This window comes from Absicoccus porci, assembly GCF_003725415.1.
Taxonomy (GTDB): Bacteria; Bacillota_I; Bacilli_A; order Erysipelotrichales; family Erysipelotrichaceae; genus Absicoccus; species Absicoccus porci.
Genome location: NZ_RJQC01000002.1, coordinates 258,675 through 275,285, shown reverse-complemented (window position 1 = coordinate 275,285; position 16,611 = coordinate 258,675). Strand labels below are relative to the sequence as shown.

The 16,611-nt window shown below is 38.9% G+C and carries 15 protein-coding genes; 10 read left to right on the top strand and 5 right to left on the bottom strand.

The features are described 5' to 3' along the window. Nucleotides 1-39: 39 nt before the first annotated feature. The 5 genes from EDX97_RS06140 (at nt 40) to EDX97_RS06120 (ending at nt 4,369) form a co-directional block, all read left to right on the top strand. The gene (locus EDX97_RS06140) at nt 40-1,359 is read left to right on the top strand and encodes a CCA tRNA nucleotidyltransferase (RefSeq protein ID WP_128520289.1); all 1,320 of its coding nucleotides are present in this window, start codon (nt 40-42) and stop codon (nt 1,357-1,359) included. After that, the gene (gene rmuC, locus EDX97_RS06135) at nt 1,350-2,252 is read left to right on the top strand and encodes a DNA recombination protein RmuC (RefSeq protein WP_183164292.1); all 903 of its coding nucleotides are present in this window, start codon (nt 1,350-1,352) and stop codon (nt 2,250-2,252) included. The genes EDX97_RS06140 and rmuC overlap by 10 nt, the downstream gene beginning before the upstream one ends. Next, nucleotides 2,249-2,773 (top strand): macro domain-containing protein, encoded by a 525-nt coding sequence (locus EDX97_RS06130; RefSeq protein WP_128520288.1) that lies wholly within the window; start codon nt 2,249-2,251, stop codon nt 2,771-2,773. Before rmuC ends, EDX97_RS06130 begins: the two co-directional genes overlap by 4 nt. Before the next feature lie 5 nt (nt 2,774-2,778). Continuing rightward, complete coding sequence (gene mnmM / locus EDX97_RS06125; RefSeq protein WP_245978012.1) at nt 2,779-3,288, top strand: tRNA 5-(aminomethyl)-2-thiouridylate-methyltransferase MnmM; 510 nt, start codon at nt 2,779-2,781, stop codon at nt 3,286-3,288. A 151-nt stretch (nt 3,289-3,439) separates the two neighbouring features. Beyond that, a complete protein-coding gene (locus EDX97_RS06120; RefSeq protein WP_128520286.1) occupies nt 3,440-4,369 on the top strand; it encodes an alpha/beta fold hydrolase in 930 nt (309 codons plus the stop codon). Between the two features lie 65 nt (nt 4,370-4,434). Here EDX97_RS06120 and EDX97_RS06115 read toward each other — a convergent pair whose 3' ends face one another. From EDX97_RS06115 to EDX97_RS06090, 5 genes are all read right to left on the bottom strand, one after another. Continuing rightward, entirely contained in the window at nt 4,435-5,085 is a 651-nt protein-coding gene (locus EDX97_RS06115; RefSeq protein ID WP_183164291.1) for an InlB B-repeat-containing protein, read from the bottom strand. 197 nt (nt 5,086-5,282) lie between these two features. Continuing rightward, nucleotides 5,283-6,032, bottom strand: a complete 750-nt coding sequence (locus tag EDX97_RS06105; RefSeq protein ID WP_128520284.1) for a hypothetical protein — start codon at nt 6,030-6,032, stop codon at nt 5,283-5,285. 245 nt (nt 6,033-6,277) lie between these two features. Next, nucleotides 6,278-8,017 carry a DUF885 family protein gene (locus EDX97_RS06100; protein WP_128520283.1) on the bottom strand — a complete coding sequence of 580 codons (1,740 nt, stop codon included), beginning with the start codon at nt 8,015-8,017 and terminating at the stop codon, nt 6,278-6,280. A gap of 40 nt (nt 8,018-8,057) precedes the next feature. Further along, nucleotides 8,058-9,212: a hemolysin family protein gene (locus EDX97_RS06095; RefSeq protein ID WP_128520282.1), complete on the bottom strand. Its 1,155-nt coding sequence runs from the start codon at nt 9,210-9,212 to the stop codon at nt 8,058-8,060. A gap of 51 nt (nt 9,213-9,263) precedes the next feature. Further along, the gene (locus tag EDX97_RS06090) at nt 9,264-9,674 is read right to left on the bottom strand and encodes a CBS domain-containing protein (RefSeq protein WP_128520281.1); all 411 of its coding nucleotides are present in this window, start codon (nt 9,672-9,674) and stop codon (nt 9,264-9,266) included. Nucleotides 9,675-9,818: 144 nt separating this feature from the next. Between EDX97_RS06090 and EDX97_RS06085 the strand changes: the two genes are divergently transcribed. The 5 genes from EDX97_RS06085 (at nt 9,819) to carB (ending at nt 16,610) form a co-directional block, all read left to right on the top strand. Continuing rightward, complete coding sequence (locus tag EDX97_RS06085; protein ID WP_128520280.1) at nt 9,819-10,052, top strand: hypothetical protein; 234 nt, start codon at nt 9,819-9,821, stop codon at nt 10,050-10,052. A gap of 115 nt (nt 10,053-10,167) precedes the next feature. Further along, nucleotides 10,168-11,070 (top strand): aspartate carbamoyltransferase catalytic subunit, encoded by a 903-nt coding sequence (locus EDX97_RS06080; RefSeq protein ID WP_128520279.1) that lies wholly within the window; start codon nt 10,168-10,170, stop codon nt 11,068-11,070. Continuing rightward, complete coding sequence (locus tag EDX97_RS06075; RefSeq protein WP_128520278.1) at nt 11,067-12,323, top strand: dihydroorotase; 1,257 nt, start codon at nt 11,067-11,069, stop codon at nt 12,321-12,323. The genes EDX97_RS06080 and EDX97_RS06075 overlap by 4 nt, the downstream gene beginning before the upstream one ends. Nucleotides 12,324-12,328: 5 nt before the next feature. Next, complete coding sequence (gene carA / locus EDX97_RS06070; RefSeq protein WP_128520277.1) at nt 12,329-13,408, top strand: glutamine-hydrolyzing carbamoyl-phosphate synthase small subunit; 1,080 nt, start codon at nt 12,329-12,331, stop codon at nt 13,406-13,408. Continuing rightward, nucleotides 13,401-16,610 carry a carbamoyl-phosphate synthase large subunit gene (gene carB / locus EDX97_RS06065; protein ID WP_128520276.1) on the top strand — a complete coding sequence of 1,070 codons (3,210 nt, stop codon included), beginning with the start codon at nt 13,401-13,403 and terminating at the stop codon, nt 16,608-16,610. Before carA ends, carB begins: the two co-directional genes overlap by 8 nt. Nucleotide 16,611: the final 1 nt, after the last annotated feature.

Sequence of the window (16,611 nt, the reverse complement as noted above, 5' to 3'; positions counted from 1 at the left end):
GCTAAAGGGTATTATACGCTATGTGCTATAATGTAGCCAATGAAAATACTTTGTCCCGATTATGTGAAAAATATACTCGATACATTCCATCAAGCCGGTTTTCAAGCCTATATCGTCGGTGGTTGTGTACGCGATGCTTTATTGAATTTAACCCCAAAAGATTATGATGTAACGACCAATGCCAAACCCGAACAAGTACAAGCCCTATTTGAACGAACCATTCCCACAGGCATTGCCCATGGCACCATTACGATTTTAAGTGATCAACCCGTGGAAGTGACAACCTTTCGACAAGAATCCATGTATTCCGATCATCGTCATCCGGACCATGTTGCCTTTGTGAATGATTTGACTGAAGATCTTGCTCGTCGTGATTTTACGATCAATGCGATGGCCTATGATCCCAAAACCGGATTGATCGATCCCTTTGGTGGGCAAGCCGATCTAAAAGCACAAAGGATCCGTGCGGTAGGCGATCCCTATCAACGCTTCCAAGAAGATGCCTTACGCATGTTACGTGCCCATCGGTTTGCAGCTCGCTTTCATTTTCAAATTGAAACCCAAACCGAAAAAGCCATCCAACAATTGCATGAGGATATTCAATACGTATCGGTAGAACGTGTTCGCCATGAAGTTTTAGAAATTTTAAGATCCAATCCCTACGAAATTGAGAATATGACATTGTTACTGTCACATTGGATGCCAGAATTAGAATCGTGCAGAACATGTCTCCAACAAACCCCTTATCACGATACAAATGTTCTGCACCATATTTTAAGAGCCGTTAAGCTATTGGATCCATTTGATGAAACACTAGCCTGGACACTATTGTTTCATGATCTCGGAAAACCAGCTTGTCATACAACAAAAAATGGCATTGATCATTTTAAAGGCCATCCCGCCAAGAGTGCCGAAATCTCATCTCGTATCTGTAAAGAATTTAAAATGACCAATACCCAAAAAAAAGTCATTCCCTTATTGGTTCGTTATCACGATGAAAAGATGAAAGACCCCTTGGCCTTCATTCGTAAATTTCGGATCGAAAAACATTGGAGCGATGCATGGATCAAACAATTATTTATTGTGAAATATTGCGATATCATGGCTCATTCCGTTTATGGCCAACAAACAATAAAAAAATTAGAAACACTGGAAGATTGTTATCAAGGATGTGATCGTCCCATGGAGTATTCCCAATTGGCCATCAATGGCAAAGATATTGTCGAAAATACCAATCTTTCTGGTAAAGACATTGCGAATGCTCTGCAAGCCTGTTTGGAATATGCATTTGACCATCCCGAAAAGAATCACAAAACAGATTTATTCGTATATATAGAATCGAGGTATCCATGGAAATAGGCATTTTACTTTTATTGATCTTGGTTTTATGCGCTTTGATCGTATTGATCCTACAATTGAAGAACCAACAAACCAACAGTCTTCAAATGATGATGAAAAGTCAGGAAAGTGCAACACATACCCAAGACATTTCCCATCAATTTGATCATATTCTCCAACAAATCCAGAATTTACGAAGTGAGCAGAGCGTTTCATTTCAAACCATGGATGCGATGGATGCTCGATTGGATAGTATCAACCGTATCATGACCAACACCAAGGCGCGCGGAAATTGGGGTGAATATCAACTCGAATCTTTATTAGAAATGTATGCCGGATCCAATCCGGAAATCTATACGATGCAGTATAGTCTACAAAATGGGAAAATTGCCGATGCGATCTTGCATCTTCCCGATACGCCAAAGGTTTTATGTATTGATTCCAAATTTCCCATGGAGAATTATATATCCAAACAAGATCATTTATTTGTTCGGGATATGAAAAAACATATTGATGATATTGCTGATAAATACATCATATACGAAACCGTAGATCAAGCCATCTTGTTTTTGCCAAGTGAAGCTATCTATCAATTTATCTGTGCCAAACAAGTTGATGTATTAAACTATGCCCTACAAAGGCATGTTTTATTGACATCCCCCACGACATTGATTGGGGTAATCTATACATTATTAGCCAGTACACGTGATTTTTATCGTGCCAGTCATATGGAAGAAATTGAATCCACGATTCTTTCTTTACAGGAAGACGTAAAGCGATTATGTTTAAGAAGTGAAAAGGCGGAAAAAACGATGGATACGCTACAAAAACAATTTCATGAAGTATCCATTTCCGCACATAAAGTAGCCGGACGTATGGAACGTATGGCAAATGGAAAGAATGATGAACTATGATGCATGTACTAAAAGGAGATATTACCCGTTTGGATTTTGATGTGATCGTCAATGCAGCCAATGAACAATTGGCACCAGGAGGTGGTGTTTGCGGCGCTATCCATCAAGTGGCTGGAAAAGCATTGGCCGCTGAATGCTGGAAATTGGGTGGTTGTCGAACGGGACAAGCGAAAATGACACATGCGTATGAATTACCTTGTAAAGCGGTCATTCATGCCGTGGGTCCGATTTATTCGGGTTCACCAAAAGATAAAGAATATCTAGAAGCAGCATATTGGAACAGCATGGTGCTGGCCTATGATTTCATGACAAAAAATCATATGGATCATTTGACCTTGGCTTTTCCATGTATTTCTACCGGTATTTATGGCTATCCCAAAGAAGCAGCATGTAAGATCGCTATTCGCACCGTACAACGGATGTATGCCCAATACAAAGATACACGACATATTGATGTGACTTTTGTCTGTTACGATGAAGAAAATTATATGATCTATAAGAAAGCGATGCATGTACGATGAAATCCATGGTTGAAAGATCACATGACTTTTTAAGCAAAGCTTTGCATCCCCAAGCCATTTGTATCGATGCAACATTAGGCAATGGCAAAGATACCAAATATTTCTTATCGCAAAATGTACAAAAAGTCTATGCATTTGAGATCCAAGAAGATGTGATCGCAAAGACAAAAAAAGAAATCGATGATGATCGTGTGTTCATTTATCATATAGGACATGAACACATGGATCGTATCCATGAAGTGGTGGATGCCATTATATTTAATTTTGGTTATTGTCCCCATGGTAAAAAAGAAATCACGACATTACCAGAAACGAGTTTGGAAGCCGTACAAAAAGGAATGGATTTGTTGCGGAAAAAAGGCAGAATGGCTTTGGTTTTCTATCATCATTCTCAAGCCCAGCAAGAACAACAAGCCATTGAATCCTATTTATCTTGTTTAACTTCATGCGATGTCTGTAAAGTACAAATGATGAATCATGATGCCCCATATCTTATTGAAATTGAGAAAAAGTAGTAACAAGCACATCATCAAAGATGTGCTTTTTTCGTATGTATGAAACTCTTTCATTGTGATTAAATTCATGAAATGCATATTTTATTTTAAAATGTAAGCGTTATAATAGCTTTGTTAGGTGTATTCATATCATACCAGGAGGTGTATTTGTATGTTATATGAAGTACAATTTCTATCGTATAATCAGCGCGATCAAGTCCAAGGCTGGATCTATGTACCAGCTGCCAAACCCAAAGGCATCGTGCAATTGGTGCATGGCTTTGGGGAACATTCCCGTCGTTATTTGAAGATGATCGTACAATACTTAGATGCTGATTATATCGTTGCAGCCGATGATCATGTCGGCCATGGAAAAACCGCTATCGTCAATAATAATAGCTGGGGCGATTGGGGCGATAAAGGCTTCCATACGATGATGGAAGATGAGCACAGTTTACATGATCTTGTGGTAGAGAAATATCCAGATCTACCATATTTCCTATATGGCCACAGCATGGGTTCGTTCATCGTACGTGACTACATGTCAAAATATGGCGATGAATTGGCTGGTGCTACCATTTGTGGAACGACCGGTGTTTGGCCAGATTTGGAAAAAGGAATTCAGATATTGGAACAAGATGTGGCCGAACATAAAGGCAATGAATCCGATCCAGAAGCAGCCAATGCCTTAATGGGTTGGATGTTTGCACGTTGTCCGGAAGGTGTGAAATTAGGCAATGAATGGATTTGTTCCGATCCAAATGTACAATATGATCATGCTAATGATCCATTTGATGCCTTCACAAAACCAACCACCAATCGTGCCTTCTTATATTTTGCCCAAATGATGGAATATATTTCCAGTGTGGATTGGGCCAAGAAAGTACCAACAAGTTTACCAATTTATAATATTGCCGGTGATCAAGATCCCGTTGGTCAATATGGTAGTGGCATTTATCAAGTAGCCAATTGGTTGATTGATACAGGTCATGATGTTACGACCAAACTATATCCTGGCTATCGTCATGAAATTCATAACTATAAGGATATTCAAGACGAAGTTGTTGCAGGTATCATTGATTTTATGAATGATCATTGTTGATGTAAATGAAAAGGGCCTCATTATCATGAGGCCCACTTTTTATTGAATCTATGACCTATCAAGAATTAGTCTTGAAGAGTTCTAAATTTTAAAATCAATACAAATAGAATGAGCGAAGCAAGGACTGTAATCGTATAGCTTAGAATGTTTATATTTGCTGCTGTACTAACAGACTTTGTTTCTTTTGAAGAAGATGAATCTTTTTTAGATGTTGTATTGGCAGAGTTTTTCGTTTTTGAAGACGAATCATTGGCAGTGGCTGGATTCTTTTCCCAAACAGCTTCTAATGTATCGCTGGTATAGTATCCATCTTTTGCTTTTTCACTATATGCATCACCTGGTTGATAAGAAGAGCTACCTTTCCACTCTTTGAAAGTATATCCTTCCTTCTTTGGTGCTTCTAAGATTTTTGTGCCTTCTGTAACATCATGTGTTTCGGTTTTATTTTTATCACTGCCATCTTTCCATACACCACCATTTGTCTTGTATGTGATCGTATAACAATATGTCGCATACAGATTGACCGTCTTTGGCTGGATATTTTCATAGCCGGCTTCTGGTGCCTTGAATACAGTATCGATATCTACTTTGTTTCCATTTTCATCTACAAACCCGGTGAATTTTCGACCTTTCATCGAAGGCTCTTCTTTCAGTGCATCAGCAAGTGTCAACTGATCAAACGATTTTGCATGACCTAATTCTGTCTTATGATCCACATCATATACGTGCAATTGAATAGCTGGTTGCCACCAAGCATGAGCTTCTTCTGTCGTATTTTCCGTGAGAGCCGTTAAATCTTTTGTATAGGTATCGCCTTCTTTATATGGATTCCCATTTAATTCCCAATATAAGAATTGATAATCCTCTTTTGGGGTTCCTTTTGAAGGATCCGAAAAAGTCTGTGTATAATTTGTTACAGTAGCGGCATTTTCTCTTTATCGCTCCAATGAAAACTACCCGTAGATATGTTATCAATACCATTCAACGTATAATCATAATAATGTACCACATGAAATTGAATCAATATTTTTGCTACACCATTGTTTGCATGTTGTGCTACGGTTTGATAATCTACATTACTTTCTACTTCGGTTTGTGTATCTGCCCAGACCATTGTTTTATAGGTATAAAAATCATTGTCAACATTGAATTTTGTATATTTTTGACGACCATCATCAACTTCGGCAAGATTTTCAATGCCTTTACGTGCTTTGCTCGATCCCGGTTGGGATTGATACAATGAAACTTCTTGGCCTTGTAGGGCAGCTGCATCATAAATACCTACGACTTGAATAGGGGCCTGTGCTGGCTCCTTGGAATATTTTACCAATCCGGTGACGATACCATGACCATTAGATAATGCTTTTAAATCATTGTAACTATAATATTTGGAATAATCTACACTGGTATTATTGCTTTGCCAAACAATGCCTGACATAGTGTATTTTGCACCATCAGTATCCTGAAAAGAAGAATAGCCGGTAATTTGACTTTCCATAAATTTTTTCTGTTGGTTACTAACAATGGTGTAGTGCATGGTTTCTTGTCCGGCATAAGGACCAGCATTGTCATCATACACGAAACGTACCGATAAAGGATCGCCATCTTGCCAACCTGCATCAAGCGCAAATACCTTGTTTTGCATGCTGAATGTCAATGCCATAGTCAAACAAACGACAATCGCAAATAAATGTTTAATCGTACTTTCATCTCTTTCTCCTCCTAATTAATTAAATTATATCATAAAATTAAGAAAACTAAATCAAAAAGAAGTATTTATATAGTATTAATGAGCATCGGTATAAAAAACCACCAGACTACAGGCCATGACATAACTACAAGGCTATTCAAAAAGAAGTTGTTGCTGGAATCATCACATTATAGATGCAATAAAAAGGGCATCGAATCTTAAGATTCGGTGCCTGTTTTTTGGGCAATATAAGTATTGACATTCTTACGAATGATATCAAAATTAACTACGCCATATTTTAATAACGTATCAATAAATTCTTTATTATCATAGGAATCACCTAATGCTTTTTTGACTTTGTCTCTTAGACTATCCAATTGATACCATCCATAAGCATAAGGTAAATACATACAAGGCTCATAGCAGAAGCTATCATACATATCTTTTAATGTATCTTCGTCATACATATCTTTCATTTGATCCACAAATTCAGATTTTGATAATTTACGAAGATGAATCATCAAATCAAATGTGGCTGGTAAATAATAAGAAAACTTATCATTCGCAAGTTGCATTTCTTTGGCATCATTGCTAACCAAATTTGTATCTAAATAGCTCAAAGCATCTTCTTCAGCCAACATCGCAAATCCTTCTGTAAAAGCAATTTCTGAGAAACAATGTTGGATGGGATAGGTCAAGTGTTGATGGTTGTAGTTGGCTTGATACATATGGCCCGGAATACCTTCATGTGCAAAGGTCATATACGTACTCAATGAAGTGACATCTCCACCATAATCTATCGCATTGAAACGAATGCGATTGGTATCATTACTATCAAATGGAGGTTCTACATAATAAGCAACTACATTATCACTTGTTTGTTCTTCAGGCAAGTCTTGAATTTCATAATTTGGAATCTGAATTTCAGGATTATTTTGCGTATAGTTTGCTTTTAAAAACTCCATGATCTCGTTGGCCGATGTAAAATTGGTCTTCGCTTCTTCACTTGTCGAATTGGAAGATTGTAGCTGCGAAATCATATCATCACAACCATTCGCAAGATCGACCATAATCTTATTGGCACTCCGCGTCGTTCCCGCATTTTGTTCCACCAATAATTTATAGTAAGCTAAACCATTTTTTTGTTTTGTGATTGGTGTAGCCTTACTATTTTTGGATTTCAATTTCTTGAGCTCCGTTTTCATCGTTTGATACGCTGGAAAATAATCCGTATCCAAAGCTTTTTGAACTTGTTCTTTGTATTTGGCGGTTTTGGCCGCATCTAAATTTAAAGCATCGATTTCAGAAGATGCATTATTATATATTTCATTTTGATCTTTATTCTTGATGGTCGTATTGATCGTATCCATCACATCGTCATAGTCAAAACACAACGTTCCTTTTTGCGCCTGTTTTTTGGAAAACGCAATCGCATCATCCGTATAACGATCGGTATCTTTCAATAATTTAACGAAAGCTTTAACATCATCTTCACTATACATATCAAAATTAGCGAAGTAATTGGATAGAACACTTTGAATTCCATTGGAACTTGACCAAATATTTGGTAGATAACGATACTTTGCCTGCATCTGCTTTTTTGCCAAGGTATTGGATGAAACATATTCATCATAGATTTCTTGTTGCGTTTGATCCAAAGAACTACGCTTAAATTTTTTTAGTTTTTGGATCGTATCGCTCAGTTCTTTTTTATCTTCTTTGGTGTAACTAATCGTACCCAAAGTTACCTTCACATCCGAAGCTTTGATGCCATAGGCTTCTGGATTGGAAAGATAACTATGCATGGTCGTATAGTCATCTTCCATGGTTTCCTTAAAATCTTCTCGTAAGAAAGTATCAAAATCCGCATTGGGTGTGCTTGCGGTTTTGGCATAGACCGGCACAACGGAAGTCGCACACAAAGTTGCTGCACACAGAATGGATAGTATTTTTTTCATATTGCTTCTCCTTAATTTGTTTATCAAAAAAGGACGACATCTAAGATGCCGTTTCCCTCAATTCTACGATGGTTTGGCCAATTCGATGATTCTTTACTTCACGTACAATGATGCGCATCTGATCCGTATCCACTTCAAAATGGGATCCATCTTCCGGAATATGACCATATTGCGATAAGATATAGCCATTAAACGTTTCATCATCTTCATCATGCAAATCAATGTGCAACGCTTCTTCTACATCTTCGAGTTCGGCACGCCCATGAATACGCCACTGATATTGATCCAATCGTTGAATATCTTTGGTGTCGACTTCATCTTCTTCATAGATTTCACCAACTAAGCTTTCCATAATATCATGAAGCGTACAAATACCAGTTAGTCCGCCATATTCATCTAAAACGATCGCAAAATAATTCTTTCGAGCTGTCATTTCTTTAAATAAATGATCAATCTTTGTACTCTCTGCCACAAAGAAAGGATCATCCACTGCGACCTTCATGATTTCTTCTTTGGATGCATTTTGATTCATGCGAAAATAATCACGCGTATCCAATAAACCAACAACATCATCTTCATCATCTTTATAGACCGGATAAAAGGTATGCCGATGATCATGAATGATTTGATGCCATACATCTACATCTTGATTCAAATTTAGAGTGATGACTTCACTTCGATGGGTACAAATTTCTTCTACGGCGACATCATCCATCTCAAAAACATTTTCAATCATAGCTGTTTGGGCTTGATCAATATGACCCGATTCCGAACCATCTTTGATCATTTCACGAATTTCTTCTTCCGATATATCTTCATCTTCAAAGAAAGTGGTGATTTGAACCGGCAAGCTGAAAAGATAAAAAAGCCCTTCAAATGCACGATATATATTGAGTGGCCATTTCGCTGGATGCTGATGGATCCAGCGCTTTGGCAATTGAATACAAAGTAATGTAAACACATAAATCAATACGATCGCAAATAACCATCGATATTGATCAAAAAACTGCACACCACATTGCACAAAACAAAAACCACAAAAAATATGTAACCAACGCGTAGTGGCATACGTTCGATTGGTCTTTGGGATATCATCTTCATCAATGGCTGTTTGAGCAATGGATGCGAAAATCGCAACAATAGCACATAAAATAAGAATTCCTATACAATAGGGTCGACTCGGGAAATCGTCCATAAAACGGTTCTCACTCCTTTTTAGCTATGATAGCGAATTTTACATAGGAATTCAAACCGACTTCGTTTTATGATCTTGTAGTTGTTTCATCAAGAAAGTTAAGATCCGCTTTCTCGTAACGATCCCAATAAAAATATTCCGATCATCGACGATGGGGACAAAATTTTGATCCAATGATCGCTCAAACAACTCCGCTACCGGTGTCGTAATCGTACAGGCCGGATTAAAATTCTTCCGAATCAATTTTTTGATTGGAACACTTTGATTCTCATGACTTAAACAATAATAAAGAAAATCACCTTCACTCAATGTGCCCACATAAGCCCCTTCCTTATTAATAACGGGAAGGGCTGTAAAGCGATATTGTTTAAATATTTCAAGTGCTTCGGAAATACTCATCTCATTATATAAATATTGGACATCTTCTTTATGTCTCAAAAAGAAAAATACATTATCTAACATACTTCTTACCTCGTGTTCCATCCTAACAAATTTTTATGCCAAGAAAGTCAATAAATTATGGGAAATCTTTGGAATACGAATTATTTGATTTATCAACAAATTTATTATATAGTAATAGTCATTATCTAAAAAGGGGTGATTGAATTGACAAGATTATCAGAAATTCTTCAATCAAAAATGAATCAAAACAATTGGGGATATCGTCAACTGTCAGCAAAATCCAGACTATCGGAAATCTATATATCCGATAACTTAATGAAAGACAAAGGCATCTTTATCCCTTATTATGTATCTCATCAATTATACAAAGCGTTTCCCGATGAGGATTGGCAGAAAATTTGCGAAGAAGAACTGCACGCAAGGAAAGCCATTCATTAACGAAAAAGGAACTTGAAATTCATATACATTATGGTAGAATATATCCGATATAGAGATATAGTTGATGCGGGATTTTGAAAATCCTTTTTTTTAAAAAGATAGGAGGTTTGATTCTATGAATCAATATTCGTTGCTATCGATGAGTGACTTATCCGATGATGATATTTTTAGTATTCTTCATGATGCTAAACTTTTTGATAATTCTATGAAAGATTGGCAATTGCCAATGCATAACGCATTGGTTGCTAATCTTTTTTTTGAAAATTCAACACGGACCCATTTCTCATTTGAAAGCGCCCAACTACAACTCGGCTGCAAAGTGGCTGATTTTGATGCCAAAGCATCCAGCGTACAAAAAGGTGAAAGCCTCTATGATACGGTCAAAACCTTTGAAATGATTGGCTATAAATGTGTCGTCATTCGCCATCCCAAAGATGAATACTTTAAAGAATTAGAGGGAATAAACATTCCTATTGTCAATGCTGGTGATGGCAAAGGCAATCATCCTAGTCAATGTTTATTGGATCTATTGACCTTCTATAATGAATTTGGCACATTGCGTGGTCTAAAAATTGTGATTTGTGGCGATATCAGTCACTCTCGCGTTGCTTCCTCTGACAAAGAAGCCTTGGAACGATTGGGATCCACCGTTGTCTTTGCTGGACCCAAAGAATGGGAACGACCCGGCTATCCAACAATGGATTTTGATCAAGCCATTGAATGGGCTGATGTTGTCATGATGCTACGCATCCAAAAAGAACGCGGTGCCTCCTTGGCCAGTATGACCAATGAAGAATATTTAAAACAATATGGCCTGACTAAAGAACGATATAGTCGCATGCAAAAACATGCCATTGTCTGTCATCCAGCTCCTGTGAATCGCGGCATTGAAATCGATACCGATTTAGTGGAAGCCCCAAAAAGTCGCATCTTCTTACAGATGCATAATGGTATGTTGGTCCGCAAAGCCATCATGAAACGTGCATTTGGCTATGCACCCTTTAAGGAGAATCTATGAAAGTAATAAAAAGTGGCAAAGTCCTGACGGAAAATGGCCTACAAAAGGTCGATATCCAATTTGATGAAAACCGGATCATCGCGATTGGTGAAAACTTAGATGGAGATGAAATCGTGGATGCCCATGGCTTAACCGTCTTACCTGGGTTGGTCGATGTCCATGTCCATTTACGACAACCTGGACGCGAACAAAAAGAAACCATCCATACTGGAACCTTGGCAGCAGCCCATGGTGGATTTACCTCGATTTTTGCGATGCCCAACGTCATTCCTTTTCCGGATGATGTTAAAACCATGCAAGAATACAAAGCCCTGATTCAAAAGGAATCCGTGGTTCGTACCTTCCCGTATGCGACGATCACGACCGAAGAAGCCGGCAAAGAAGTGGTTCCTATGCATGATCTAAAAGCCTATACCCATTGGTTTAGTGATGATGGCGTAGGCATTGATAATGATGATGTAATGAAAGAAGCTATGGAAACTGCTAAAAAAGAAGATGTGCTCATTGCGATGCATACCGAAGATATGGCCTATCGCAAACCAGGAGCCTCCGTTCACGATAGTCCAATCAATCGAGATCGTGGATACATCGGCATTCCCAGTGCATGTGAAGCCGAACCCCTAAAACGTGATTTGGACTTGGCGGTTTCAATTGGAAATAAATATCATGCATGTCACATTTCTTGTATAGAAAGTGTACAATATCTACAAGAAGCAAAAGCCGCTGGTGGCAATATCAGTGCTGAAGTCACGACCCATCATTTGTTGCTGGAAGATAAAGATGTTCAGGGACCCATGTGGAAAATGAATCCACCCCTTCGTAGCCATGCCGATCGGATGGCCTTGATTGAAGGTTTGGAAAATGGCACATTGGACTTCATTGCCAATGACCATGCCCCACATACCTTAGCGGAAAAAAATCAATCGATGGAAAAAGCTCCATTTGGCATTGTTTCTTTGGAAACCAGTTTTCCTTTGTTGTATAGCGAATTTGTTGTAAAAGAAAAACGCTGGACATTGACACAATTGATCAACTGGATGGCCACGAAACCAGCCAAACGATTTGGTATTCCTGCTGGCGAAATCAAAGTCGGTAAGTATCCCGATTTTGTGTTTGCCGATTTGGATGCCACCTATACGATCGATGCTTCGACATTTGTCTCAAAAGGCAAGAATACGCCATTTGATGGATGGCAAGTACAAGGAAAGATCTGTCAAACCATTGTTGGTGGTAAGACAGTATGGAAAGGATAAAATCTATGGAAAGACTATTGATTTTAGAAGATGGTAGCGTATATCACGGAATAGCTTTCGGATCCGATCACTTCCGTATGGGAGAGCTCGTATTCAATACTTCGATGACAGGCTATCAAGAAATTATTACGGATAACTCCTATTGTGGACAAATTGTCATGATGACTTATCCATTGATTGGAAATTATGGCTTTAATGGCGATGATAGCGAATCCATGATTCCGGCAACTTTTGGATTTGTGATTCGCGATTATTGCGACGTCCCAAGTAACTGGCGTTCCCAAGAAACCTTAGATGATTATTTGAAACGTACCGATATCCCCGGTATCTATGGCATTGATACCCGAGCCATCACATTGAAATTGCGCGAATATGGAACGATGAAAGCCATTCTTGCCGATCCCGATGTAGATGTGGACGCCATGGTACAAGATTTGAAAAATGCCGATTATCTACATGATCAAGTCAAACGCGTATCGACTACGAAAGTATTCCCCATTCCGAATCGCGGCAAGAAAGTCGTATTGATGGACTTTGGTGCTAAATTAGGTATCGTTCGTGAATTAAGCAAGCGCGGCTGCGACTTGATCGTCGTACCATATGATACCCCAGCCCAAACCATTTTAGGTTATCATCCCGATGGTGTCATGTTGTCCAATGGTCCAGGCGATCCGCAAGATGTAACGATTGCGATCGAAACCATCAAACAATTGATTGGTAAAACATGTATCTTTGGCATTTGTTTAGGTCATCAATTGATTTGTTTAGCTTGTGGTGCAAAGACTTATAAATTAAAATTCGGTCATCGAGGTGCCAACCATCCGGTTGTCAACCTCGCAACCGGTGCGGTTGAAATCACCAGCCAAAACCATGGTTTTGCGGTCGATATCGATAGTTTGAAAAATACTGATCTAGTAATGACCCACCAAGCTTTGAATGATAAATCCTGTGAAGGCGTACGACATACAAAATATCCTGTCTTCTCGGTACAATATCACCCCGAAGCCAGTGCCGGTCCACAAGATAGTAACTACTTATTTGATGAATTCATGGCCATGATGGATAAGGAGGAAGCCCATGCCTAAACGTACGGATATTCATAAAATTTTGGTGATTGGTTCCGGACCTATCATCATTGGTCAAGCGGCTGAATTCGACTATTCCGGTTCACAAGCTTGTCAGTCATTGCGTGAAGAAGGATATGAAGTTATTTTGATCAACTCCAATCCAGCCACCATTATGACCGATACGACTATTGCGGATCGTGTATACATTGAACCATTGACCGTTGATTTTGCGAAACGTGTCATTTACAAAGAAAGACCCGATGCCATTTTAGGTACCCTAGGAGGACAAACCGGATTAAATCTGGTTGTCGAACTGCATGAAGATGGAATCTTGGATGAATTCGGTGTAGAAATTTTAGGTACTCACCTAGAAGCCATCAACCATGCGGAAGATCGTGAATTGTTCCGTGCTTTGATGAATGAATTGGGCGAACCCGTTCCAGAATCACGTATCGTTCACACCGTTGAAGAAGCGGTTGAATTTGCGAAAACCGAAGGCTATCCATTGGTTGTTCGTCCAGCCTATACATTGGGCGGTACTGGTGGTGGTTTTGCGCATAACGAAGAAGAACTACGCCATATTACCGATGCGGGATTAAAGATGAGTCCCGTTACTCAATGTTTGATTGAACAAAGCATTGCTGGCTATAAAGAAATCGAATACGAAGTTATGCGCGATGTCAAAGACAATGCCATCGTTGTATGTAATATGGAAAATGTGGATCCGGTTGGTATCCATACGGGTGATTCCATTGTTGTCGCACCCGTTCAGACCTTAACGGACCGCGAAAATCAAATGTTGCGTAATACCTCTTTACGAATTATTCGTGCTTTAGGTATCTGTGGTGGATGTAACGTCCAATTAGCCTTGGATCCGCATAGCTTTAAATACTATGTTATTGAAGTTAACCCTCGTGTATCGCGAAGTTCTGCTTTAGCTTCGAAAGCAACGGGTTATCCAATCGCAAAGATCAGTGCCAAATTAGCTGTTGGCTTAGGTTTGGATGAAATCATCAACCCTATCACGAAAACAAGTTATGCATGTTTTGAACCAGCCTTAGACTATATCGTAACGAAATTCCCTCGTTTGCCATTTGATAAATTCCCGAATGCCGATCGTCAATTGGGTACACAAATGAAAGCAACCGGTGAAGTTATGGCCATTGGCCGTACCTTTGAAGAAAGTTTCTTAAAAGCCGTTCGTTCTCTGGAAATGAAAGTGGATCATTTGGAAAAAGCCGAATTGAAAGAAATGGACAAAGAAGAATTGTTCAATAAGATTAAAGCCCGTGATGATGAACGCATCTTTGCGGTCATGGAATGGTTGCGCAAAGGCTATGACATGGAAACCGTCATGCATGTGACAAATATTGATTTATTCTATTTGGCCCATCTACAACGAATCCTAAAATTAGAGAAACAAATGGCCAAACATGTCAAAGATGTAAATACATTGCGTACTTTGAAACAAAACGGTTTTAGTGATTCTTATATTGCTCGTAACTGGAATATGTCGGAGATGGAAGTCTATAACTTGCGTAAAGAAAACAACATCATGCCGGTTTATAAAATGGTCGATACTTGTGCTGGTGAATTTACCAGTGAAACACCATATTTCTATTCCACTTACGAACAAGAAAATGAATCCATTCCAAGCAACAATAAAAAAATCATCGTTTTAGGTTCGGGACCTATTCGTATCGGTCAAGGTGTGGAATTCGACTATGCGACTGTCCATTGTGTGGAAACCTTACGTGAATGTGGCTATGAAGCCATCGTCATCAACAATAACCCTGAAACCGTGTCTACCGATTTCAGTATCAGTGATAAATTGTATTTTGAACCATTGACCACCGAAGATGTCATGCACGTTATCGAAGTGGAACAACCATTGGGTGTCATCGTTCAATTTGGTGGTCAAACCGCTATCAATATTGCGGATAGTTTAGCGCAACATGGCGTGAAGATCTTAGGTACATCCTTAGAAAATATCAATCGTGCCGAAGATCGTCATGAATTTGAAGAAATGTTGGAAAAATTGGATATTCCACAACCCGAAGGACAAACGGCTACAACCGTCGAGGACGCTTTGGTCATTGCCAATAAAATTGGTTATCCTGTTTTGGTTCGTCCAAGTTATGTCTTGGGTGGACGAGCTATGGAAATCGTTCATGATGACGATGAATTACGTGTATATATGGCCACAGCCGTTAAAGAAATCAGCCATGATGCACCAATCCTTGTCGATAAATATGTCTTAGGAAAAGAATTGGAAATCGATGCCATTGCCGATGGTGAAAATGTATACATTCCAGGTGTTATGGAACACATTGAACGTGCCGGTATCCATAGTGGTGATAGTATTTCTGTCTATCCAACGCAGATCGTGGATCAAACCGCTAAAAATACGATCATTGATTATGGTACACGCATTGGTAAAGGATTCCATTTTGTGGGATTGTACAATATTCAATTCATCGTCGATAAAAGTAATAAAGTCTATGTATTGGAAGTCAATCCACGATCCAGTCGTACGGTACCTTTCTTAAGCAAGATCACCGGTGTACCAATGGCCAATATGGCAACACGTGCTGTTTTGGGTCAATCCATTGTGGATCAAGGCTATACACCAGGCTATAAACCAGAAGATAAGAACCGTGTATTTGTCAAAGCACCGGTATTCTCTTTTGCGAAATTACGTAGTGTTGATACGGTTTTAGGACCAGAAATGAAATCAACGGGTGAAGCTTTGGGTGGCGATGTGAATTTAGAAAAAGCATTGTATAAAGCGTTGATTGCCAGTGGTGTCAAAGTTCCAAGTCATGGTTCGGTATTATTGACGATTGCGGATGAAGATAAAGATGCTGCCTTGGATGTAGCGAAACGTTTCTCCAATATTGGCTATGGCTTATATGCGACCGCAGGAACAGCTAAGTTCTTATCGGATCATGGCTTATTTGTCCATGTCGTTGCGAAAGTCAGTGAAGAAGGCGAACAAGAAAATGTTTTGGATGTCATCAGTAAAGGCCATGTCAACTTTGTGATCAATACCATTTCAACCAAAGAACGTTCCAGTTCCAGTGATGGTTTCTTGATTCGTCGTGTTTCGGCCGAAAATAATATTTCTTGTATGACAAGCTTAGATACGGCCTATGCTTTATTAGGTGTATTGGAATCACGATCTTTCTCTTTGGTCAGCATGAATGAAATGGAGAACTAAG